This window comes from Micromonospora chersina (genome assembly GCF_900091475.1).
Taxonomy (GTDB): Bacteria; Actinomycetota; Actinomycetes; order Mycobacteriales; family Micromonosporaceae; genus Micromonospora; species Micromonospora chersina.
Window position 1 is genome coordinate 5,221,590 of sequence record NZ_FMIB01000002.1, and the last position, 22,110, is coordinate 5,243,699.

General features: G+C 72.3%; 19 protein-coding genes. 11 read left to right on the forward strand and 8 right to left on the reverse strand.

Annotated elements, in window-relative coordinates; translation table 11 throughout:
* The first annotated feature begins 115 nt into the window (after positions 1 to 115).
* Positions 116 to 553, forward strand: a complete 438-nt coding sequence (locus tag GA0070603_RS24365; protein WP_279627502.1) for a (deoxy)nucleoside triphosphate pyrophosphohydrolase — start codon at positions 116 to 118, stop codon at positions 551 to 553.
* An 85-nt stretch (positions 554 to 638) separates the two neighbouring features.
* Here the strand turns inward: GA0070603_RS24365 and GA0070603_RS24370 are convergent, their stop codons facing one another.
* From GA0070603_RS24370 to GA0070603_RS24390, 5 genes are all read right to left on the reverse strand, one after another.
* On the reverse strand, positions 639 to 1,709 hold the full coding sequence (locus GA0070603_RS24370) for a succinate dehydrogenase/fumarate reductase iron-sulfur subunit (RefSeq protein ID WP_091318316.1): 1,071 nt from the start codon (positions 1,707 to 1,709) through the stop codon (positions 639 to 641).
* The gene (locus GA0070603_RS24375) at positions 1,709 to 3,622 is read right to left on the reverse strand and encodes a fumarate reductase/succinate dehydrogenase flavoprotein subunit (protein ID WP_091318318.1); all 1,914 of its coding nucleotides are present in this window, start codon (positions 3,620 to 3,622) and stop codon (positions 1,709 to 1,711) included. Before GA0070603_RS24375 ends, GA0070603_RS24370 begins: the two co-directional genes overlap by 1 nt.
* Before the next feature lie 10 nt (positions 3,623 to 3,632).
* Positions 3,633 to 4,439, reverse strand: coding sequence for a succinate dehydrogenase subunit SdhC (locus tag GA0070603_RS24380; protein ID WP_091318321.1), 807 nt, complete (start codon positions 4,437 to 4,439; stop codon positions 3,633 to 3,635).
* Positions 4,440 to 4,679: 240 nt separating this feature from the next.
* A complete protein-coding gene (locus tag GA0070603_RS24385) occupies positions 4,680 to 6,074 on the reverse strand; it encodes a TldD/PmbA family protein (protein ID WP_091318324.1) in 1,395 nt (464 codons plus the stop codon).
* Positions 6,071 to 7,507 (reverse strand): TldD/PmbA family protein, encoded by a 1,437-nt coding sequence (locus GA0070603_RS24390; protein WP_091318326.1) that lies wholly within the window; start codon positions 7,505 to 7,507, stop codon positions 6,071 to 6,073. The genes GA0070603_RS24385 and GA0070603_RS24390 overlap by 4 nt, the downstream gene beginning before the upstream one ends.
* A gap of 265 nt (positions 7,508 to 7,772) precedes the next feature.
* Here GA0070603_RS24390 and GA0070603_RS24395 point away from each other — a divergent pair, with 265 nt between their 5' ends.
* The 5 genes from GA0070603_RS24395 (at position 7,773) to GA0070603_RS24415 (ending at position 13,745) form a co-directional block, all read left to right on the forward strand.
* On the forward strand, positions 7,773 to 8,876 hold the full coding sequence (locus tag GA0070603_RS24395; protein ID WP_091318328.1) for an ABC transporter ATP-binding protein: 1,104 nt from the start codon (positions 7,773 to 7,775) through the stop codon (positions 8,874 to 8,876).
* The gene (locus GA0070603_RS24400; RefSeq protein ID WP_091318331.1) at positions 8,873 to 9,907 is read left to right on the forward strand and encodes an ABC transporter ATP-binding protein; all 1,035 of its coding nucleotides are present in this window, start codon (positions 8,873 to 8,875) and stop codon (positions 9,905 to 9,907) included. Before GA0070603_RS24395 ends, GA0070603_RS24400 begins: the two co-directional genes overlap by 4 nt.
* Positions 9,904 to 10,905 carry an ABC transporter permease gene (locus tag GA0070603_RS24405; protein ID WP_091318334.1) on the forward strand — a complete coding sequence of 334 codons (1,002 nt, stop codon included), beginning with the start codon at positions 9,904 to 9,906 and terminating at the stop codon, positions 10,903 to 10,905. The genes GA0070603_RS24400 and GA0070603_RS24405 overlap by 4 nt, the downstream gene beginning before the upstream one ends.
* A gap of 13 nt (positions 10,906 to 10,918) precedes the next feature.
* On the forward strand, positions 10,919 to 11,905 hold the full coding sequence (locus GA0070603_RS24410) for an ABC transporter permease (RefSeq protein WP_091318336.1): 987 nt from the start codon (positions 10,919 to 10,921) through the stop codon (positions 11,903 to 11,905).
* 94 nt (positions 11,906 to 11,999) lie between these two features.
* Complete coding sequence (locus tag GA0070603_RS24415) at positions 12,000 to 13,745, forward strand: ABC transporter substrate-binding protein (protein ID WP_091318338.1); 1,746 nt, start codon at positions 12,000 to 12,002, stop codon at positions 13,743 to 13,745.
* Positions 13,746 to 13,793: 48 nt separating this feature from the next.
* On the opposite strand, the gene GA0070603_RS24420 is transcribed toward GA0070603_RS24415, so the two are convergent.
* On the reverse strand, positions 13,794 to 15,938 hold the full coding sequence (locus GA0070603_RS24420; protein WP_091318341.1) for a S9 family peptidase: 2,145 nt from the start codon (positions 15,936 to 15,938) through the stop codon (positions 13,794 to 13,796).
* Positions 15,939 to 16,025: 87 nt separating this feature from the next.
* Here GA0070603_RS24420 and mshB point away from each other — a divergent pair, with 87 nt between their 5' ends.
* The 3 genes from mshB to GA0070603_RS24435 all read left to right on the forward strand — a co-directional run bounded on the left by mshB (position 16,026) and on the right by GA0070603_RS24435 (position 17,991).
* Positions 16,026 to 16,949 carry an N-acetyl-1-D-myo-inositol-2-amino-2-deoxy-alpha-D-glucopyranoside deacetylase gene (gene mshB / locus GA0070603_RS24425; RefSeq protein ID WP_208862946.1) on the forward strand — a complete coding sequence of 308 codons (924 nt, stop codon included), beginning with the start codon at positions 16,026 to 16,028 and terminating at the stop codon, positions 16,947 to 16,949.
* A gap of 17 nt (positions 16,950 to 16,966) precedes the next feature.
* Positions 16,967 to 17,440 carry a hypothetical protein gene (locus GA0070603_RS24430; protein WP_208863072.1) on the forward strand — a complete coding sequence of 158 codons (474 nt, stop codon included), beginning with the start codon at positions 16,967 to 16,969 and terminating at the stop codon, positions 17,438 to 17,440.
* A gap of 86 nt (positions 17,441 to 17,526) precedes the next feature.
* Entirely contained in the window at positions 17,527 to 17,991 is a 465-nt protein-coding gene (locus GA0070603_RS24435) for a hypothetical protein (protein ID WP_091318348.1), read from the forward strand.
* 84 nt (positions 17,992 to 18,075) lie between these two features.
* Here the strand turns inward: GA0070603_RS24435 and GA0070603_RS24440 are convergent, their stop codons facing one another.
* Both GA0070603_RS24440 and GA0070603_RS24445 read right to left on the reverse strand, forming a co-directional pair.
* Positions 18,076 to 19,524, reverse strand: coding sequence for a hypothetical protein (locus GA0070603_RS24440; RefSeq protein ID WP_091318351.1), 1,449 nt, complete (start codon positions 19,522 to 19,524; stop codon positions 18,076 to 18,078).
* A 68-nt stretch (positions 19,525 to 19,592) separates the two neighbouring features.
* Positions 19,593 to 20,543: a GNAT family N-acetyltransferase gene (locus tag GA0070603_RS24445; protein WP_091318353.1), complete on the reverse strand. Its 951-nt coding sequence runs from the start codon at positions 20,541 to 20,543 to the stop codon at positions 19,593 to 19,595.
* A 79-nt stretch (positions 20,544 to 20,622) separates the two neighbouring features.
* Here GA0070603_RS24445 and fdxA point away from each other — a divergent pair, with 79 nt between their 5' ends.
* Positions 20,623 to 20,949, forward strand: coding sequence for a ferredoxin (gene fdxA / locus GA0070603_RS24450; protein WP_007464872.1), 327 nt, complete (start codon positions 20,623 to 20,625; stop codon positions 20,947 to 20,949).
* The gene (gene dapC / locus GA0070603_RS24455; RefSeq protein WP_091322277.1) at positions 20,946 to 22,055 is read left to right on the forward strand and encodes a succinyldiaminopimelate transaminase; all 1,110 of its coding nucleotides are present in this window, start codon (positions 20,946 to 20,948) and stop codon (positions 22,053 to 22,055) included. The genes fdxA and dapC overlap by 4 nt, the downstream gene beginning before the upstream one ends.
* Positions 22,056 to 22,110 lie beyond the last annotated feature (55 nt).

Here is a 22,110-nt window from a genome sequence, read left to right on the forward strand (position 1 = left end):
CCTCTAGTCTGTCGCCGCACAGATGGTGTGTCCACGCCCACACTTCCGTGTTCTGCTGACCTGACGGTCGACTCAGCTACCCAAACCGCCGATTGATCTGGCACGCTGGACGCCCGTGCGGACCGAACGGGTAAGCGGGAACGGGCAGGACCGGCGGGAGCCGAGAGTGGTCGTCGGTGCGGCGATCATCATGGACGGCAGGGTCCTCGCCTGCGAGCGCTCCGCGCCACCGGAGGTGGCCGGTCGCTGGGAGTTCCCCGGCGGCAAGGTGGAGCCGGGCGAGATCGAGACCGACGCGCTGGTCCGCGAGTGCGCCGAGGAACTCGGTGTCCGCGTGGAGATCGGCGACCGGCTCGGCCGCGACGTGCGGATGGCCCACGGCCGTTCCGTCCTCCGGGTGTACCTGGCCCGCCTGCTCCACGGTGACGAGCCCAAGGCCCTGGAGCACTCCGAACTGCGCTGGCTCTCCGCCGCCGAACTCGACACCGTCGACTGGCTGCCGGCCGACGTGCCGATCGTCGCCGCCCTGCGCCCGCTGCTCGCCGGCGGCTGAGCGCCGGAAGCGGACGCGAGGGCGGAAACGGGACGGGGGCCGGCGGCATGTGCCGCGGCCCCCGTCATCGTTGTCGGCGTGCTGCTCAGTGCTTCGGCTCGTCCTGCTGCGGGTGGGCGAAGTTCAGGTGCTCCGGCGGCAGCGGGAAGGTCACGTCGTCGCCGAACGGCGACGGCGCGGCGGCCCGGTCGAAGGTCAGTTCGGTCAGCGGCAGCTTGCCGTTGACGTCGACCGCGGGGGCGGTCGGGTGCGGCACCTCGCGGTGCCAGTTGACGCCCTGCTGCGCCTGCCGCTCGGCCACCGCGTCGTGCGAGCCGCCGGCGTGCGAGTGCACCCCGCCGTGGGCGGCGCTGGCGGTCACGGCGCCGCTCGAATGCCCGCTGGTCACGCTGGTCTGAGGCACCTGACCCCTCCGGAAGATCTTGCTACCAAGCCACACAAGGGGATCGTACCTGCGGTCGACGACCCGCTCCTTCATGGGGATGATCCCGTTGTCGGTGATCTTGATGTGCTCGGGGCAGACCTCGGTGCAGCACTTGGTGATGTTGCAGAAGCCGAGACCCATCTCGGACTGCGCGTACTCCTTGCGGTCGGTCTTCGCGTCGAGCGGGTGCATGTCCAGCTCGGCGGCCCGGATGAAGAACCGGGGACCGGAGAACGCCTGCTTGTTCTCCTCGTGGTCGCGGATCACGTGGCAGACGTTCTGGCAGAGGAAGCACTCGATGCACTTGCGGAACTCCTGCGAGCGCTCGACGTCGACCTGCTGCATCCGGTAGTCGCCGGGTGCCACGTCGGCCGGCGGCGCGAACGCCGGGGTCTCCCGCGCCTTCTCGTAGTTGAACGAGACGTCGGTGACCAGGTCCCGGATGACCGGGAAGGTGCGCAGCGGCGTGACCGTGACGGTCTCGCCCTCCTCGAACGTCGACATCCGGGTCATGCAGCTCAGCCGGGGCTTGCCGTTGATCTCCATGGAGCAGGAGCCGCACTTGCCGGCCTTGCAGTTCCACCGGCACGCCAGGTCCGGCGCGTCGGTGGCCTGGAGCCGGTGGATCACGTCGAGGACGACCTCGCCCTCGTTCACCTCGACGGTGTAGTCCTGCAGGTCGCCGCCGTTCTCGTCGCCCCGCCAGATGCGGAAGGGTCGCTTGGTTCCCATCAGTTGCCCGCCTCCTCGGTGAGGGCGTCGAACTCGGCGAGTTCCTCGTCGGTCAGGTACTTGGCCAGCTCGGCCCGGTCGAACAGGGAGATCAGCTCCGGGCGCATCTTCGGCAGCGGCTTCTGGGTCAGCCGGACCGCGTCGCCGTCGAGCGAGCAGACCAGGTTGACCCGCCGCCACTTCGGGTCCATGCCCGGGTAGTCCTCCCGCGTGTGCCCGCCGCGCGACTCCTGCCGCTCCAGCGCGGCCTTCGCGGTGCACTCGGAGACCACCAGCATGTTGCGCAGGTCCAGGGCGAGGTGCCAGCCCGGGTTGTAGCGCCGGCCGCCGGCCGCGCTCACCTTGGCCACCCGCTCGCGCAGCTCGGCCAGCCGGGCCAGCGCGTCGACAAGCTCGCCCTCCCGCCGGATGATGCCGACGAGATCGCCCATCACCGCCTGGAGGTCCTGCTGGAGGGTGTACGGGCTCTCGCCGGTGTCCCGCTGGAGCGGGGCCAGCGCCGTCTCCACCGCGGCCTCCACCGCCCTCACCGACACCGCCGGGCGCGAGGTGAGCTGATCGGCGTACGAGGCGGCGTGGCCGCCCGCCCGCTTGCCGAAGACCAGCAGGTCCGACAGTGAGTTGCCGCCGAGCCGGTTGGAGCCGTGCATGCCGCCGGAGACCTCACCGGCGGCGAAGAGACCGCGCACGGTGCCGTACGCCGCGCCGGAGTCCGGGTCCACCTCGACGCCGCCCATCACGTAGTGGCAGGTCGGGCCGACCTCCATGGGCTCCTTGGTGATGTCGACGTCGGCCAGCTCCTTGAACTGGTGGTACATCGAGGGCAGCCGGCGGCGGATCTCCTCGGCCGGCAGCCGGGAGGCGATGTCCAGGAAGACGCCGCCGGCCGGCGTGCCCCGACCGGCCTTGACCTCGCTGTTGATGGCGCGGGCGACCTCGTCGCGGGGAAGCAGCTCCGGCGGGCGCCGGTTGTTGTCCGGGTCCTTGTACCAGCGGTCCGCCTCGGCCTCGTTGTCCGCGTACTGCTTGCGGAACACGTCGGGGACGTAGTCGAACATGAACCGCTTGCCCTCGGAGTTCTTCAGCACCCCGCCGTCGCCGCGGACCGACTCGGTGACCAGGATGCCCTTCACCGAGGGCGGCCAGACCATGCCGGTCGGGTGGAACTGGAGGAACTCCATGTTGATAAGCGTCGCGCCGGCGCGCAGCGCGAGGGCGTGACCGTCCCCGGTGTACTCCCAGGAGTTCGAGGTGACCTTGTAGGAGCGCCCGACGCCGCCCGTCGCGAGGACCACGGCCGGGGCCTCGAAGAGGATGAACTCGCCGGACTCGCGGTAGTAGCCGAACGCGCCGGCGACGCGGTCGCCGTCGAGCAGCAGCTCGGTGATGGTGGTCTCGGAGAAGACCCGGATCCGGGCCTCGTAGTCGCCGAGCTCCCGCTTGTCCTCCTGCTGGAGCGAGACGATCTTCTGCTGGAGGGTGCGGATCAGCTCCAGGCCGGTCCGGTCGCCGACGTGCGCCAGCCGCGGGTACTCGTGGCCACCGAAGTTGCGCTGGGAGATCTTCCCGTCCTTGGTGCGGTCGAAGAGCGCCCCGTACGTCTCCAGCTCCCAGATCCGCTGCGGCGACTCCTTCGCGTGCAGCTCGGCCATCCGGAAGTTGTTGAGGAACTTGCCGCCGCGCATGGTGTCCCGGAAGTGGACCTGCCAGTTGTCCCGGGAGTTCACGTTGCCCATGGCGGCCGCCGCGCCACCCTCGGCCATCACCGTGTGCGCCTTGCCGAACAGCGACTTCGAGATGATCGCGGTCTTCTTGCCGGCCAGCCGGGCCTCGATCGCCGCGCGCAGGCCGGCGCCGCCGGCCCCGATCACGACGACGTCGTAGTGGTGTCGTTCGATTCGCGTCTCAGTCATGTCCAGGCTCTCAGTTGATGAACCGCAGGTCGTTGAACCAGCCGGCCGCCACCGCCATGACGTAGAAGTCGGTCAGCGCCAGGGTGCCGAGGGTGATCCAGGCGAGCTGCATGTGCCGGACGTTCAGCCAGGACACGCCGGTCCAGGCCCGGTAGCGCAGCGGGTGCTTGGAGAAGTGCTTGAGCCGCCCGCCGATGATGTGCCGGCAGGAGTGGCAGGAGATGGTGTACGCCCAGAGCATCACCACGTTGACCAGCAGGACGATGTTCCCCAGGCCGAAGCCGAAGCCCTTGGGCGAGTGGAACGCGTAGATGGCGTCGTAGGTGTTGATCAGCGAGATGATCGCGGCGGCGTAGAAGAAGTAGCGGTGCAGGTTCTGGCCGAGCAGCGGGAACCGGGTCTCCCCGCCGTACGCCTGGTGCCCGTCCGGCACGGCGCAGGCCGGCGGCGACAGCCAGAACGACCGGTAGTACGCCTTGCGGTAGTAGTAGCAGGTGAGCCGGAACAGCAGCAGGAACGGCAGGGTCAGCGCCGCGTCCGGGATGATCCACCAGCCCGGCAGGAAGCTGCCGAAGTGCGAGGAGCCCTCGACGCACCGCTCGGTGACGCAGGGGGAGTAGAACGGCGTCAGGTAGTGGTACTGGTCCACCCAGTACCACTTGTGCATGAAGACCCGGACGGTCGCGTAGATGACCCAGGCGCTGAGCCCGACGACGGTGATCAGTGGCGCGAACCACCAGCGGTCGGTCCGCAACGTCTTGGCCGCTATCGCGGCGCGTGCCCGCGCCCCTCGCGGCCTCGTTGCCGTTGATGTCATTCGAGTCGTCTCCCTGACGGCGCCCTTCGCGAGGGCGGCGGATCACACCTTCCATACCGGTCAGCGGACCGGCGAGACCGCGTCCACTGCCACGTCTTGCGCACGCACAGGCCGCACCGGCGAACCGGCGCAGCTAAGTGACACACGTTACGCCGATCTTCGCGGCGCGGCCGCGCAACGCAGTGTCCCGTGTGTCCGGGAGGTTGGAAAGACCCGAACCAAGATCAATATCTTGAGCCGTCAGCCGGAGGCGCCACCGGTGAAGTTCCAGGACGCCAGCCGCAGCGCCGGAGCCTCCCACCAGGAGCCGTCCATCCGGTCCGGTTGACGGACCGGCGCCCGCCCGAGGCCGAGCACCCGGCCCGGACCCAACGCCCGCGGGTACGACTCGGTGAACCGGAAGTCCCGCACCGCCCGGGTGGGCACCCCGTCCTCCACCAGCCACACGCCGTTGCGGGTCAGCCCGGTGACCACCAGTTGCTTCGGATCGAGCACCCGGGTGTACCAGAAATCGCTGACCAGCAACCCCCGTGCCATCCCGGCGACCAGCGCCGCGGTGTCCGGGTCGGCCACCGCGCCGGTCACCCCGGCGCTGAGCTGCCCGGCGGCCACCCCCGTCGGGGCGCCGGTCGGCAGCAGGCGGAGGTTGTGCGGCAGCGGCCCGAAGGTCGACGCGCCGACCATCCCGTGCCCGGTGGACCCGGTGCCCGCCTCGGCGCCGCTGCGCCGGTCGTGCGCCACCGCGCGGGTGGTGCCCGCCTCGACCAGCGGCAGCGCCCGCCGGGGTGTGCCCTCCAGGTCGTACGGCAGCCCGGAGGCGTGCGGCGGGTCGTCCACCAGGGTCACCGCCGGGTCGAACTGGGCGGCGCCCGGCTCGGCGAAGGACTGCCGCTCGGCGTACCGCTTGCCGTTGAAGCCGTACCAGGCGAGGTTCTGGAGGAGGTCGGCCACGGCGGCGGGTTCGAGCACCACCTCGTAGCGGCCCGGGGGCAGCTCGACCGGGTCGGCCGCGGCCCGCGCCTTCGCCGCCGCCCGCGCGCCGAGGGCTCCGCCGTCGAGGTCGGCGAGACGGTCGGCGGACTGCCGGGCCACCCCGTCGGCGCCGCCGGCCCGGGCGATGCCGTCCATGGCCGCCTCGGCCGCCCGCCCCACCGCGGAGTGTCCGGCCGAGTTGGCGAACGCCCCGGACCGGTACGCCGTCCGGCAGTAGCCGGCCGCCTCCAGCCCGTCGACCGCGTCCACGAAGGCGCGTACCCGGGCGGCCCGCTCGTCGGGCGAGGCGGCCGCGGTGGCCTCGTCGACGGCCGCGCCGGACGGGACCGGCGTGGGCGGGGTGAGCCCCGGCCAGGCCGGGTCCGGCGGGCAGAGCCGCGCCGCGGAGAGGGTGCGCTCGACAAGCGCGGTCAACCCGTCGGGGTCGACCAGGCTGCCGCTGCCCGCGGCCGTCCGGCCGTCGGCGTGCAGCCGGAGCCGGACCGTGGTGCCCGACTCGGCGACGTTCTGGTGGATGAACGAGTTGGCGAACCGGGTCAGCGCCAGGTCGGCCCGGGTCACCACCACCTCGGCCTCGGCGCCCGGCCCGGCCAGCCGCCGGACCAGCTCGACCACACGGCCGGCGAGGTCCACCTCGGTCATGCCCGCACCCCCACCCGGACGTCGCGGAAGCGGGCCGGCGCGGCCGGATGGCCGGTGTGCCCGGTCTGGCCGGGCTGGCCCTTGCCGCAGTTCGGCGTGCCCCACGGCACGATCTCGGACGAGAGCATGTCCATGGAGCGCCAGAACACCGGCCCGATCCCGGTGTAGGTCGGGTTGCGCAGCATCCGCCCCCGCCGGCCCTTCTTCACCTCCCAGCCGACCTCGCAGCCGAACTGGAAGTTGAGCCGCTTGTCGTCGATCGACCAGGACCGGTTGATGTCCATGAGCACCCCGTCGTCGGTGGCGGCGATGATCTCGTCGAGCGTGTGCGGGCCCGGCTCCAGGCCCACGTTCGTCATCCGCACCATGGGCAGCCGGGCCCAGCCGTCCGCCCGTACGCTGCCGCCGTAGTCGAGGCCCGCGACGGCGGCCGAGTCACGGCCGGCGAGCACCCCCACCCAGCGCCCCTCGCGGACCGCGTCCCGCCTGGCCGCCGGGGAGCCCTCGTCGTCGAAGCCGAAGCTGCCCAACGCGCCGGGGATCGTCGGGTCGATGGTGACGTTCATGAGCTCCGAGCCGTACCGCAGCGTGCCGAGCCGGCTCAGGTCCAGCCAGGACGTGCCGGCGAAGGCGGCCTCCCAGCCGAGGATCCGGTCCAGCTCGATGGCGTGCCCGACCGACTCGTGGATCTGGAGGGCGAGCTGCTCGCCGCCGAGGATGAGGTCGGTCTCGCCGGAGGGGCACTCCGGGGCGGTGAGCAGCTCGCGGGACTCCTCGGCGATGCGGGCGGCGTGTGCGGCCAGGTCGAGCGACGTGACAAGTTCCCAGCCGGTGGTGCCGTACTGCCCGCGGTAGCTCGGATAGGAGCGGCGCTGTGTCTCGCCGTCGCCGATCGAGGTGGCCGAGATGCCGCCGCCGCACTCCCGGATGCGCTGGTCGATGCGGTGCCCCTCGCTGGAGACGAACCACTTGGTGGTGTCCCAGATCTGGTAGAGCCCCTCGGCCAGGTCGGCGCCGTGCTCCCGCATCGTCGCCGTGGCGCGTACCAGCAGATCGCCCTTGTCGGTGAGCGGCACGCCGAGCGGGTCGACCTCGCAGGTCGAGGCCCAGCTCGCCACCGTCGCCTCGACCGCGACCAGGTCGATCGGCGGGCCGGGGACCCGCGCGCTCGCGGTGGCGATCGCCGCGGCGCGCCGGCCGGCGTCGCGCGCCGCGGCGTCCGACAGCTCGGGTACGGCGTGGAAGCCCCAACTCGACCCGACCAGGGCGCGGACGCCCAGCCCGATGCTCTCGTCCTGGGTCAGCTCCTCGATGTCCCCGTTCCGGGCCGACATCGACTCGTAGCGGCGGTGCATCACCCGCGCGTCCGCGTACCGGGCTCCCGCGTCGAGGGCGGCCTGGACGGCGGCTGTCGCCGCGTCGAATCCCGTCATGCGCCGACCCTAGGCGACCGGCCCGACATCCGTCAGGAGACGAGATCGTTCGGTCGGATCGTCTCCCGCACCGCCTCCGTCAGCTTGAGCACCGAGCCGGCTGGCCAACGACTCGACAAGTGGTCGCCGTGAATGTCCCAGGTGAGGACTGTTCAGGTCGGAAACCCAGTCGTTACGCTCAGGCCGCTGACAGGCCGCCGCTTGTAGCTTATTTTCGCCTCCAGGAGTTTGCTGTAGGTTCTCTTCACCACTGAGGGAGGCGGTCATGGGCAGGTCGGAGTCGGTGCCGTCCGGGGAGCCGGACCGTCCCGAGGTGCCGGAGCAGCGCTCCGGCGAGGGCCCCTATCTCCAGGTCACGGACCTGCGGGTGCGGTTCGACACCGAGGACGGCGTGGTTCGCGCGGTGGACGGGGTGTCGTTCTCGGTGGAGCGCGGTCGCACGCTGGGCATCGTGGGGGAGTCGGGGTCGGGCAAGAGCGTCACGTCGCTGGCGATCCTGGGTCTGCACAACGCCAAACGGGCCACCATCACCGGGGAGATCTCGGTGGGTGGTCGTCAGGTGGTGGGGCTGCCGGAGGAGGAGGTGCGGCGGCTGCGGGGCCGGGACATGGCGATGATCTTCCAGGATCCGCTGTCGGCGCTGCACCCGTACTACACGGTGGGGAAGCAGATCGCGGAGGCGTACCGGGTGCACCACCCGCGGGCGGGGAAGCGGGAGGCGCGGACCCGGGCGGTGGACATGTTGGGTCGGGTGGGGATTCCGCAGCCGGGGAAGCGGTTCGATCAGTATCCGCACGAGTTCTCCGGGGGTATGCGGCAGCGGGCGATGATCGCGATGGCGCTGGTGAACGATCCGGATCTGTTGATCGCCGATGAGCCGACCACGGCGTTGGATGTGACGGTGCAGGCGCAGATCCTGGATCTGCTCAGCGATCTCCAGGCGGAGTTCCGGTCGGCGATCATCCTGATCACCCACGACCTGGGCGTGGTCAGCCAGGTGGCTGATGACGTGCTGGTGATGTACGGGGGTCGGGCGGTTGAGCACGGGAGTGTGGAGCAGGTGTTGCGGCGGCCGCAGCATCCGTACACGTGGGGGTTGTTGTCGAGTGTGCCGTCGTTGCACGGCGACGCCGACGCGGACCTGATCCCGATCAAGGGCAACCCGCCGTCGTTGATCAATCTGCCGTCGGGGTGCGCGTTCCATCCCCGCTGCCGGTATGCCGGCCGCAACGGTGACCGCTCCCGCACCGAGGTGCCCGAGCTGCGGGCGGCCGGGGAGGCGGGGCACCTCGTGGCCTGCCACCTGCCGGCCGAGGAGCGCACCCGGCTCTACCAGCAGGACATCGCCCAGGTGGGAGTGGCCCGATGAGCACCGAGACCGAGCCGCTGCTGCGCGTGCGGGGGCTGACCAAGCACTTCCCGGTGCGCGAGGGCTTCCGCGCCAAGGGCGCCGTCCGGGCGGTCGACGGCCTGGACTTCGACGTCCGCCCCGGCGAGACCCTCGGTCTGGTGGGGGAGTCCGGCTGTGGGAAGACCACCACCGGTCGGATGCTGGTGCGGTTGCTGGAGCCGACCTCCGGCAGGATCGAGTTCGCGGGGCGGGACATCACGCACGCCCGGCGGGGTGCGTTGCGGCCGTTGCGGCAGGACCTGCAGATCATCTTCCAGGACCCGTACGCGTCGCTGAACCCGCGGCACACCGTCGGGCGGATCGTGGCCATGCCGTTGCAGGTCAACGGGATCAACCCGCCGGGCGGGATCAAGAAGCGGGTCCAGGAGTTGCTGGAGCTGGTCGGGTTGAACCCGGAGCACTACAACCGCTACCCCCACGAGTTCTCCGGCGGGCAACGCCAACGCATCGGCATCGCCCGCGCCCTGGCCCTGCGGCCGAAGCTGATCGTCGCCGACGAACCCGTGAGCGCGCTCGACGTGTCGATCCAGGCCCAGGTCATCAACCTGCTACGCGACCTGCAACGCGACCTCGACCTGGCCTTCGTCTTCATCGCCCACGACCTGGCCGTCGTGCGGCACTTCTGCCACCGCGTCGCCGTCATGTACCTCGGCACAATCGTCGAGATCGGCGACCGCGACGACATCTACACCCGCCCCCAGCACCCCTACACCCGGGCCCTGCTGTCCGCGATCCCCGACGTCACCACCCTCGGGCCCGCCGGGCGCATCCGGCTCACCGGCGACGTGCCCACCCCACTCAACCCGCCGTCGGGCTGCCGCTTCCGCACCCGCTGCTGGAAAGCCCAGGAACGCTGCGCCACCGACGAACCCGCCCTGGTGCCCCGGGACGGCGGTAGGCAAGCGACCGCCTGCCACTTCCCGGAGACGGGAACGATCAGCCAGGGCGCCGGACCGGTCGCCGTGACCGCCGAGGAGGTGTCGAAATGAGCCTGTCCCCTGTCGAGGGCGTGGCGCTCGCCGAGATCGAGTCCAGCGGTGAGAGCCCCGAGGAGAAGGGACTCGTCGGGCGCTCGCCCGGCCAACTGGTCTGGAGCCGGCTGCGCCGGGACCGCACGGCACTGGTCAGCGGCATCGTGCTGGCACTGTTCATCGTCGCGGCAGTGGCCGCGCCGCTGCTCGAGCGGCTCTACGGGGTGTCGCCGAGTCAGCAGTTCGGCGACCTGCTGGACAGCACCGGCATGCCGCTCGGCTACGTCGGCGGGGTCAGCGGCGACCACTGGTTCGGGCTCGAACCCGGCCTGGGCCGGGACATCTTCATCCGGATGATCTTCGGCATCCGCACCTCGCTGCTGATCGCGCTCGGCGCCGCCGTCGTCACCACGGCGATCGGCGTCGTGCTCGGCATCGTCGCCGGCTACCTGGGCGGCGTGGTCGACTCGGTGATCATGTGGGTCACCGACGTCGCCCTGGCGATGCCGTTCCTCATCTTCGCGTTGGCCGTGGTCCCGACGTTCTCGCTGCGGTTCTACGGTCCCCGGGACGCGGTGCCCACCTGGTTCGCGGTGGCCACGTTGATCGTGGTGTTCGCCGCCTTCGGCTGGACCGGTACGGCGCGGCTCGTCCGCGGGCAGGTGGTGTCGCTGCGCGAGCGGGAGTTCGTCGAGGCCGCCCGGGCCAGTGGCGCCGGGCTCGGCCACATGCTCTTCCGGCAGTTGCTGCCGAACATCTGGGCGCCGATCCTGGTCGCGTTCTCCCTCGCGGTGCCGTCGTACGTGACCGGTGAGGCGGCGCTGTCCTTCCTCGGTGTCGGGCTGCCCGAGTCGGTGCCCAGCTTCGGTCGGATGATCTATCGCAGCATCGACTACCTGCAGACCGACCCGGCGTACGTCTTCTTCCCGGGCATCACCATCTTCGCGCTCGTGCTGGCGTTCAACCTCTTCGGCGACGCGCTGCGCGACGCGCTCGATCCGAAGTCGTCACGGTAAGGGGTTCGGCGCCATGGTGCGGTTCCTGCTGAAGCGGCTGCTGCTGGCGGTCTCGGTGCTGCTCGCGGTGAGCATCGTCAGCTTCCTCATGTTCTTCGCGCTGCCGCGCGACCCGGTGACCGGCATGTGCCCGAAGAACTGCAACGCCGAACGCCTGGAGCGGGTGCGGACGGAGTTGGGGCTGAACGACCCGAAGCCGACGCAGTACGCCAACTACATGAAGGGCATCTTCGTCGGCCGTGACCTGGGCAGTGCCCAGGGCGGCGAGTGCGAGGCGCCCTGCCTCGGCTACTCGTACGTCAACAGCGAGGCGGTCAGCGACACCTTCGCCCGGGTGCTGCCGGTGACGTTGAACATCGTGCTTCCCGCGGCCGTGCTCTGGCTCGCTCTCGGGGTGGGGCTCGGGATGATATCCGCGCTGCGCCGGGGCTCGCTGCTCGACCGCGTCTCGATCGGACTGACGCTGACCTTCGCCTCGTTGCAGCTCTACTTCGTCGGCGCCCTGCTCTTGCTGATCTTCGTCTACACCCTCAAGATCCTGCCCACGCCGCGGTACGTGCCGTTCCTCGACAACCCGGTGGAGTGGGCGCGCGGGCTGGTGCTGGCCTGGGTGACCCTGGCGCTGCTCTTCTCCGCGATCTACGCCCGGCTGTCCCGGGCGCAGATGCTGGAGACGCTCTCCGAGGACTTCGTCCGCACCGCCCGGGCCAAGGGCGTGGCGAAACGCAAGGTCTACGGCCGGCACGCGCTCCGGGCGGCCATCACGCCGATCGTGACCATCGCCGGCATCGACGTGGGCGCGGCGCTCGGCGGCACGGTCATCACCGAGACGACGTTCGGCATCCAGGGGCTGGGGCGTACCGCCGTGGAGGCGGTCCGCCAGGGGGATCTACCGACCATCATGGCCACCGTGCTGATCTCCGCGCTCTTCGTGGTCGTCGCGAACATCGTGGTCGACCTGCTCTACGCGTACATCGACCCGCGGGTGCGCCTCGGCTGAGCTCGCGTGTCGCCGTCGATTCGTTATCTGCCCGAAATTTACCGCGGATGAAAGCTGAGCGAAGCTTTTCTTCATCGGACCCGGAGGAGTGAGCATGCGAGCAAGACTCGCCACCGCCATGGGCGGTGCGATGGCACTGGTGGTCGCACTCAGTGCATGCAGCAAGAACACCGGCGACAACGCCGACAACGTGGACACCAACAAGCCGCGCAGCGGCGCCATCGCGACCGACCCCAAGGACTCGCTCGGCCCGGCGGCGGAGGTTCCCGGCGCGGCCAAGGGCGGGACCTTCTACATCCTGCGCGAGAACAAGATCTCCCACCTGGACCCCCAGCGGGTCTACTCGTTCGCCGGCCTCATGGGCAGCCAGCTCTACGCCCGGTTCCTCACCACCTTCAAGGACGACGGCAAGGGCAACGTGACCCTGGTCGGCGACCTGGCCGAGACCCCGGGCAAGAACGTCAACAACGACTGCAAGGTCTGGGAGTTCAAGATCAAGCAGGGCGTCAAGTTCGAGGACGGCCGGCCGATCACCTCCAAGGAGATCGCGTACGGCATCGCCCGCTCGTTCGACCCCGACCTGACCGGTGGCCCGACCTACATCCAGGAATGGCTGGCCGACAGCCCGCAGTACGACACCAAGTGGAACTTCAAGGCCAACAAGACCTCGTTGCCGCCGGGCCTCAGCACCCCGGACGCGCAGACGCTGCGCTTCGAGTTCAACAAGCCGCGCTGTGACCTGCCGTTCGCCGTGTCGCTGCCGGCCACCGCGCCGCTGCCGCCGGACAAGGACACCGGCGTCAACCTGGACAACCAGCCGTTCTCGTCCGGCCCCTACAAGTTCACCAAGATCACGCCCGGCGTGGAGATGGTGCTGGAGCGCAACGCGAACTGGGACCCGGCGACCGACCCGGTGCGTCACGCGTACCCGGACAAGTTCGTCTGGTCGCTCGGGGCGGACCAGGCCACCCAGACCAACCGGGTCCTCGCCGGCACCGGCAACGACGCCGCGGCCGTGGCCACCGGCGGTGTGCCGTCCGAGCTGATCGCGAAGGTCACCGGCGACCCCAAGCTCAAGGAGCGGATGATCGTCGCCGCCACGCCGAACGCGTTCCACCTGAGCATCAACACGACCCGGGTCACCGACCTGTCGGTGCGGCAGGCCATCAACTACGCGATCGACCGCAGCAGCATCACCAAGAACCTCGGCGGCCCCTACGGCGCCGTGCCGCTCACCACCCTCCTGCCGCCGACCACGCTCGGCTACAAGCAGTTCGACGCGTACCCGGCCGGTGAGAGCGGCAACCCGGAGAAGGCGAAGGAGCTGCTCGCCGGCAAGCCCGTGAACCTGGTGCTCGGCACCGGCGACGAGACCTGGCAGCAGGAGACCGCCACCCAGGTCAAGGCCGCCCTGGAGAAGGCCGGCTTCACCGTCACCATCAAGCCCATCCCTGCGGACGGCTACCTCGACTTCGTGAAGAAGAAGAGCAACCCGTGGGACATCTGGGTCGACTCGTGGGCGGCCGACTGGCCCAGCGGCGCGGCGATCCTGCCGGTGCTCTTCGACGGTCGCGCCATCAAGGCCGAGGGCAACAACAACACCTCCCAGCTCAACAACGACGCCATCAACGCCGAGTTCGACCGGGTGCTCGCGCTCGACCCGGCCAAGCAGGCCGAGGAGTGGAGCAAGGTGGACGAGAAGCTCATGAAGGAGTCGGCGCCGGCGGTCCCGCTGTACAACGAGGTCGTCTCCGTCGCGCACGGCGAGAAGGCCGGTGGCCTCTTCATCGGCAGCATCTTCGGCTGGCCCAGCTTCGTGAACGCCTACGTGAAGCAGTGACGGCCTGACGTGCGGGGCCCCGGCCGATCCGGCCGGGGCCCTCGCGCGTCACAGGTGCCGGCGGACGAAGTCCAGCTCCAGCCGGAGCAGCCGCTCGGCCACCCCGCCGGCGGCCATGTGGGTGGCACCGGTGAGCGGCAGCACGGCGTGCGGCCGGCCGGCGGCCAGCAGCGCCGCCGAGAGCCGCAGCGAGTGCGCGGCCAGCACGTTGTCGTCCACCAGGCCGTGCACCAGCAGCATGGGCCGGGCCTGTGCCGGGTCGCCGACCGGCTCGGCGGCCAGCTCGACAAGCGAGTGGTGGGCGTACACGTCCATCCCGTCGTCCGGCATCCCCAGGTAGCGCTCGGTGTACGCGGTGTCGTACAGCGTCCAGTCGGTGACCGGCGCGCCGACGACCGCGCACCGGAACAGCTCCGGGTGGCGCAGCACCGCGAGCCCGGCCAGCCAGCCGCCGAACGACCAGCCGCGCACCGCCACCCGCTCCAGGTCCAGGTCCGGGTGCTTGCCGGCGAGCGCGGTCAGCGCGTCGACCTGGTCGGTCAGGATCACGTCGGCGACCCGCCGGTGGATCGCCTTCTCGAAGGAGGGGGCGATGCCGGGGGTGCCCCGGTTGTCGATGGTCACCACGGCGAAGCCCTGCTCGGCCCACCACTGCCGTTCCAGCCAGGCCCCCCGCGCCGCGATCACCTCCTGGTGGCCCGGGCCGCCGTAGATGTCCAGCAGCACCGGCAGCTTCGTGCCCTTCACGTGCTCACCGGGGTAGAGCACCGCGCTCGGCAGCCGCCGGTCGGTCACCCGGACCAGCGTGGGCCGCGGCGCGTACGGCGGGGTCGCCGCGCGCGAGGCCAGTTCGCCCACCTCACGGTCGCCGTGCCAGACCCGCCACCGGGTGCCCGGGTGCTCCAGCGAGGCCACCCCCACGACCAGCGTGCTGCCGCCGATCGCCGCGGTGTGCCAGCCGGGGTCGCTGCCCATCCGGCGGGCATCCACCCCGCCGCCGATCGCCGTCCGCACCCGGTAGAGGTGACGCTGGCTCGGCTCGCCCTCGCTCGCCTCCACGAGCAGGTCCGCCGCCGAGTTCGGGCCGGCCGGCAGCCGGCCCACCACCCGCCGCACGTAGAGCGAGGGCGGGGTGAGCAGGGTGCCGTCGGCGAACAGGCAGCGGGCGTCGTACCCGTCGTGGGCCAGCTCGCCGCCGACCAGCACCCGGCCGTCGGGCAGATGGGCCGGGGTGCCCGGGATGGGCTCCACCCAGCGCGGGTCGGCCAGCTCCGCGTGCACCTGCGTCTCCCCGGTGCGCGGGTCCACGGCCAGCACCAGCCCGTGCTGCTGCGACCGCCGCAGCACGGTGATCAGCGGGCCGCCGTCGGCCCAGTCCACCGACGTGAGGTACGGGTAGGTCTCCCGGTCCCAGTGCACGTCGACCCAGCCGCCGTCGAGGTCGAGCAGGTGCAGGCTGACCTCCGCGTTCGGCCCACCCGCACGGGGGTACGCGACGGACGTCGGCGGGCTCGTCGGGTCGGACGGGTCGTGCAGGTACCAGCGGTCCAGCCGGGACTCGTCCACCCGCGCGGCCAGCACCGAGCGCCCGTCGGGGGACCACCAGTAGCCGCGGAACCGGCCGAACTCCTCGGCCGCGATGTGCTCCGCCAGCCCCCAGGTCACCCCGCTGTCCTCGCCGGCGAGCAGGTTGTCCGTGCCGTCCGGTTCGACCACGCGCAGCTGGCCCCGGCGTACGCCCTCGGCGGCGTCGGTCACGTAGGCCAGCCGTTCGCCGGTCGGGTCGGGACGCGGGTCGATCACCGGGCCGACGGCGGCCACCTCGACCACGTCGCCGTGCACCAGGTCGGCCCGGAACAGGCGGCCGGCGAGCGCGAACGCGGCCACCCGGCCGGCGCCGTCCAGGGCGTACGAGCCGATGCCTGCGGCGCTGAGCCGCAGCCGCTCGCGCAGCGCCCGCTCGCCCGGCGCCAGCTCGACCGGTTCGCCGTCCGTGCCGAGCAGCACCGCCGGGTCGGCGACGAGGTGCTCCTCGCCGGAGGCGACGTCGAGCAGCCAGAGCGCGTCGGCCGGGTCCTCCGGCCCCGACGAGCGCAGGAAGATGACCCGGGAGCCGTCGTCGGCGACGGAGACGGAGCGCGGCGCCCCGTGGCTGAACCGACGGGTGCGGGCGGCCAGCTCGGGAAAGTCCACGCCTGTAGAGAGTAGGCGCGCGCCGGGCGTGATGTGGCCGACCTGGGCGGACGCGTAAGCGCCGAGCGGGCAGGACCGCCGGTTAGAGTGACGGGCGTGACGACGCTGCCCGACCGACGCCTGCTGCTGGTCCACGCGCACCCCGACGACGAGTCCATCGGCACCGGCGCGACGATGGCGCACTACGCCGCCACCGGCGCGCACGTCACACTGGTCACCTGCACGCTGGGCGAGGAGGGCGAGATCCACGTGCCGGCGCTGGCCCAGCTCGCCGCGGCCGAGGCCGACCAGCTCGGCGGCTACCGGATCGGCGAGCTGGCGGCCGCCTGCGCGGCGCTGGGCGTCACCGACCACCGCTTCCTCGGCGGCGCGGGCCGCTACCGCGACTCGGGGATGATGGGGCTCGCCACCAACGAGCACCCCCGGGCGTTCTGGCAGGCCGACCTCGACGAGGCCGCCGGTTACCTGCTGGAGGTCATCCGCGAGGTCCGCCCGCAGGTGATGATCACGTACGACCCGAACGGCTTCTACGGACACCCCGACCACATCCAGGCGCACCGGGTGGCCATGCGCGGCGTGGAACTGGCCGCCGCCGAGGGCATCGCCCCGGCGAAGGTCTACTGGACCGCCATGCCGCGCGGCGTGCTGGAGGCCGGCCTGGACGCGTTCACCGAGGCGTCGGACAACCCCTTCGCCGGCATCGAGAGCGCGGACGAGCTGCCCTTCGGCACCCCCGACGAGGGGATCGCGGCGCGCGTCGACGCCACCGACCAGCACGTCGCCAAGGAGGCGGCGATGCGGGCCCACGCCACCCAGATCCCGGCCAACTCCTGGCTCTACTCGATCGCCGGCAACTTCGGCGCCGAGTTCATGGGGGTGGAGTACTTCACCCTCGCGGTCGGCGAGAAGGGCCCGGGCAGCGGCCCGTACGGCTGGGAGGACGACCTCTTCGCCGGGTTGGCGCTGGACGGGCCGGACCGGTTCCCGGTCACGGCGGCCGGCCTCCGGTGACGCTGCCCGCCGTACCCATGTCGGTCGCCCCCGAGCAGGAGCCCGCCGCGCCGCCCGAGCCGTCGGGCCGCGCGGTCGACCTCGTGCTGCGCGTCGCCGGCGGGGTGGTGGCGGTCTGGGCCGGCGTCCTCGCCGCGGTGCTCGACCTGCTCTTCGCCACCTGGGCCTGGGAGGTGGTCCAGGGCCGGTCCGGCGGTGCCGGCAAGGCCCTGGTCGGCACCTCCCTGGCGGTGGGCGGGATCGCCGCGGCGGTGGTGCTGACGGTGTTGGTGAGCTGGTTCGCCCACGTGGCGGTCGGCACCCGCTGGGCGGCGGCGCTGCCGGCCCTGCCCTGGTTCGTGGTGATCGTCGCGGGCGGTTTCCGCACCGTCGAGGGCGATCTCGCGCTCAGCGGCGACAACGTGCTCGGCCTCGGGCTGATCGTGGCGGGCGCGATCACCTTCGCGGTGATGGGTTTCCGGCAGATCGTGGTGCCGCCGGCCGTCCGCTGAGGGTGCAGACGCCGCACAGGTTGCGGTGGTAGATATCTCTGCCAGGAGCCCACCGTGGGGGCGGGCGGTACGGCGGGAGGCGTGCGATGTTCCAGCGGTGGCGTGCGGTCGGCGTGCTGGCGGCAGCGTTGTTCGTGGTCAACGTGGTGGCCCGGCTGGTCATCAAGTTCGCCTACCCGGACGACGACACCGCCGCCGGCCGGGTCTCGCTGGTGATGTTCCTGGTGATCGGGCTGATCCTGGCCGCCACGGCGTTCCGCTGGGGCGCGGACCGGCCGGCCGGCCACTGGGCCGGCGACCTGGCCGTCGCGGTGGTCGCGGCGCTGGCGCTGACCGTCTTCGTGGGCCCGTTGCTGGTCGGCGAGAACCCGTTCGAGGGCGGCGCCGGGCTCTTCTTCGCCCAGATCTGGCTCTACCTGGCGTCCACCGCGGCCGGTGTGCTGGTCGGCTACCTGACCCTCACCGCGCTGGGCCGCGACTACCGCTCCCGCCAGCTCAAGCGCTACGCCGAGCTGAAGGCGACAAAGCCCCGCAAGGTCGTCCGCCGCTGAGGCGGACCCCGCCCGGCGTCGGCCCTGGGGGCGCGGCGTCCGGGCGGGATCGGTCCGCTGCGGCGTGCGGCTGTCGTGCGCCGGCTACGGCCGTGGCTGCCGCGTGCCGGGCAGGGGCGGCGAGTCGACCGACTCGACGGCCTGGCCCCCGTCGGTCGTGATCATGGTGCCCTCCGGCGTGACCACCTCGTCCACCCGGTCCACCTCCGGCGGCACCATCGAGGCCACCACCCGGTCCGCCGCCGCCAGGGTCGACGCCCCGTGACGGGTGTCGCCGGTGACCCGGACCGGCTGCCGGTCGCCCGCGTCCGCGCCGGCGTCGTGGGCGCCCGACCGGCGTCCCGGGACGCGGGCGCCGGCGCCGGCGTCCGCCGCCTCCCGCGGTGCGGGCGTGCGGGCGGCCGGGGCCGCCGGCAGCGCCGGCAACGGGTTCGCCTCCGTCCCGGCGCCCTCCAGCTCCGCGGCGCGGCGCTCGATCTCCTCGACCTCCGGGGCCTGCGGCGCGACGTCCGCCAGTTCCGCCGCCCGCCGCTCCACCTCCGCGAGCTCCGTCGCGTCCGGTGCCGCGCCCGCCGGCGTCGCCGCACGGCGCGTGGTCGAACCCGAACCGCTGCGCGAGCCCGAGTTGCTGCGGGAGCCGGAACTGCCACTGGAGCCGGAGCTGCCATGAGAGGCGGAGCTGCCTCGCGAGCCGGAGCTGCCCCGCGAGCCCGAGCCGCCGCCGGAACGGGTGGTCTTGCGGCCCTCGCGCAGGGCCCGGATGAGCGCGTCGACCAGGTCGGGCTTGCGCATGTCGGCGGTGCCGGTGACGCCGCGTCGGCGGAGGCGGTCGCGGAGCTGGTCGACCGTGAGGCGGGCGATCTCGCTCTCGTTGACGTCGGGGGTGTTCGGTGTCTGGTTGCCGGGCCGCTCACCACCCGACCGGCGCGCGGTCGAGCCGGAGCCCGAGCCGCCGCGAGAGCCGGAGTTGCCGCCTGTGCCGGAGCCGCTGCGGGACCGGGTGGTCGTGCGGCCCTCGCGCAGGGCCTGGATGAGCGCGTCGACCAGGTCGGGCTTGCGCATGTCGGCGGTGCCGGTGACGCCGCGTCGGCGGAGGCGGTCGCGGAGCTGGTCGACCGTGAGGCGGGCGATCTCGCTCTCGTTGACGTCGGGGGTGTTGGGCGTCTGGTTGCCCGGCTGCTCCCCGCCGTTGCCGCGACCGCGGGGCGCGGTGCCCGGGCGGCCGCCGGTGCCGCGCCGGCCGGGTCCGGAGGCGGGCGAGGACCGGTCGCGACCGGAACCCGAGCCGCCCCGTGAACGGGTGGTCTTCCGGCCCTCGCGCAGGGCCTGGACGAGCGCGTCGACCAGGTCGGGCTTGCGCATGTCCGCCGTGCCGGTGACACCGCGTCGGCGGAGCCGGTCGCGGAGCTGGTCGACCTTCAGGCGGGCGATCTCGCTCTCGTTGATGTCGGGGGTGTTCGGCGTCTGGTTGCCGGGCTGGTTCTTCGTCGCCGCCGCGCCGCTGCCGCGCCGCGCCGTGTGCTGCTTGGCCATCGAGCAGGTCCTTCCTCACCGGGGTACGGCTCTCTCCGTACCCCGGACGACCTGCCGGAACCCTTCGATCAGTCCGGGGCGACGCGGGTCAGGTAGGTGTGGTGGGTGGTGAAGCCGAGCCCCTGGTAGAGGGCCACGGCGCCGGTGTTGCGCTGCTCCACCTGGAGGAACGCGTGGGTGGCGCCCTCCGCGCGGCCCCAGTCGGCCAGCGCCCGCATGACCGCGCCCGCGAACCCGCGCCGCCGGGCCTCCGGCAGCACCTCGATCAGCGTGAGGCCGAGCCAACGTCCCTCGCCGGTGACCGTGCCCCGGCCCACCGCGAGCAGCCGGCCGTCCACGTGCAGGTGGGCGAAGCGGATCCGGTCCACGGCGGTCAGCACGTGCCGGGCCTCGTCGGGCAGCCCACCCTTGCGGCCGGCGGCCACCGCCAGCCACTCGGCCGAGGGCGTCGGGGCCAGCCCGACCGGGGGCAGGTCGGGGCGCCCCGGAGGCAGCGCGGTGAGCGGCGCGGTCTGCACCAGCACCGGCGGCCGGGCCGTCCAGCCCCGCGCGTCCAGCTCGGCGCCGACCGGCGCGGCCAGCGGCAGCGGGGTGTTCACCATCGCGGGCTGGCCGCGCTCGGCGTACCAGCGCTGCACCGCGTCCAGCGCGGCGGGCAGCGGGCGGTCCGGGTCGCCGACCGGCAGCGCGCTGTTCGCCCGGCCGGTCCAGCCCGCGGCGCTGCGCAGCAGCCAGTCGCCGAGCCGCCCGCGTACCGGGGCGGGCCACGCCTCGTCGGCGGCCAGCTCCAGCGCGACGACGGCGGCGGCGGTCGGCCGGCGGGCCGGCGGCACCCGCTTCGCCCGGTGCACCTGGTCCACCGGGACCCGCAGCCGGCCCCGGTCGGTGGCCAGCGTGATGTGGGTCTCGCTCAGCTCGACCAGTTCGCCGAGCGCGTCCGAGAAGAGCGGTCGGCCTTCGCGAATCCCCACAATCCGGCGGACCACGATCCGGTGTCCCACGTCCTGCTGTCGGAGCACGATCGACCCCCTCCCCGGCGAGATACTAGGCTCTAACCGTCGCGGATGATCGCGACGAGTCTTGCGGAGGAGAAGACCGGTGACCTACATCATCGCCGAGCCGTGCGTGGATGTGCTCGACAAGGCATGCATCGAGGAGTGCCCGGTCGACTGCATCTACGAGGGCAATCGGATGCTCTACATCCACCCCGACGAGTGCGTCGACTGTGGTGCCTGTGAGCCGGTCTGCCCGGTCGAAGCGATCTTCTACGAGGACGACGTCCCGGAGCAGTGGAAGGACTACACCGGGGCGAACTACGAGTTCTTCGAGGACCTGGGCTCGCCGGGCGGCGCCTCCAAGATCGGCAAGGTGGAGAAGGACGCGACCTTCGTGGCCGCGCAGCCGCCGCGCGGAGAGGGCCACTGAACCGGCCCGCGCCGGTCTCGTCGCGGCTGCCCGACTTCACCTGGGACACCCTGGACGCCGCGGCCGCGACGGCCGCGGCGCACCCGGACGGTCTCATCAACCTGTCGATGGGCACGCCCGTCGACCCGGTGCCGGCGCTGATCCGGCAGGCGCTGGCCGACGCGTCGAACGCGCCGGGCTACCCGCTGACCGCGGGCACCCCCGCGCTGCGGGACGCCATCGCGGCCTGGGTGGCCCGCGCCTGCGGTGCGGGCGTCGACGGGCTCGGTGTGCTGCCCACGATCGGCTCCAAGGAGCTGGTCGCCTGGCTGCCCACGCTGCTCGGTGTCGGCCCCGGAGACGTGGTCGTGGTGCCGTCGATCGCCTACCCGACGTACGAGGACGGGGCCCGGCTGGCCGGCGCCACCACGGTGCGCAGCGACTCGCTGACCGCCCTGGGCCCCGACCCGCGCGTCCGGCTGGTCTGGGTGAACTCGCCCGGCAACCCCACCGGTCGGGTGCTGCCCGCCCGTCACCTGCGCAAGGTCGTCGACTGGGCGCGCGAGCGCGGCTCGGTGGTCGCGAGCGACGAGTGCTACCTGCCGCTGGGCTGGGACGCCGATCCCGTCTCGGTCCTCTCGCCGGAGGTCTGCGGCGGGTCGTACGAGGGCGTGCTGGCGGTGCACTCGCTCTCCAAGCGCTCCAACCTGGCCGGCTACCGGGCCGGCTTCGTGGCCGGTGACCCGGCGCTGGTGGCCGAGCTGCTCAAGATCCGGAAGCACGCCGGGATGATCGTGCCGGCCCCTGTGCAGGCGGCAATGGTGGCCGCGCTGGGCGACCAGGCGCACGCCGACGCGCAGCGGGAGCGCTACCGGGTCCGGCGGGAGAAGCTGTACGCCGCGTTCACCGGCGCCGGGTTCACCGTCGAGCACTCCGAGGCGGGGCTCTACCTCTGGATGACCCGGGACGAGGACTGCTGGGACACCGTCGACTGGCTGGCCCGCCGGGGCATCCTGGTCGCCGCCGGCGTCTTCTACGGCCCGGCCGGTGCCCGGCACGTCCGGGTGGCGCTCACCGAGTCGGACGAGCACGTGGACGCCGTCGCCGGCCGGCTCGCCCAGCTCTGACGGTCCCGGCGGCCGGCCCGCGCGGGTCCGGCCGCTGTGACGACACGGCGGCCGA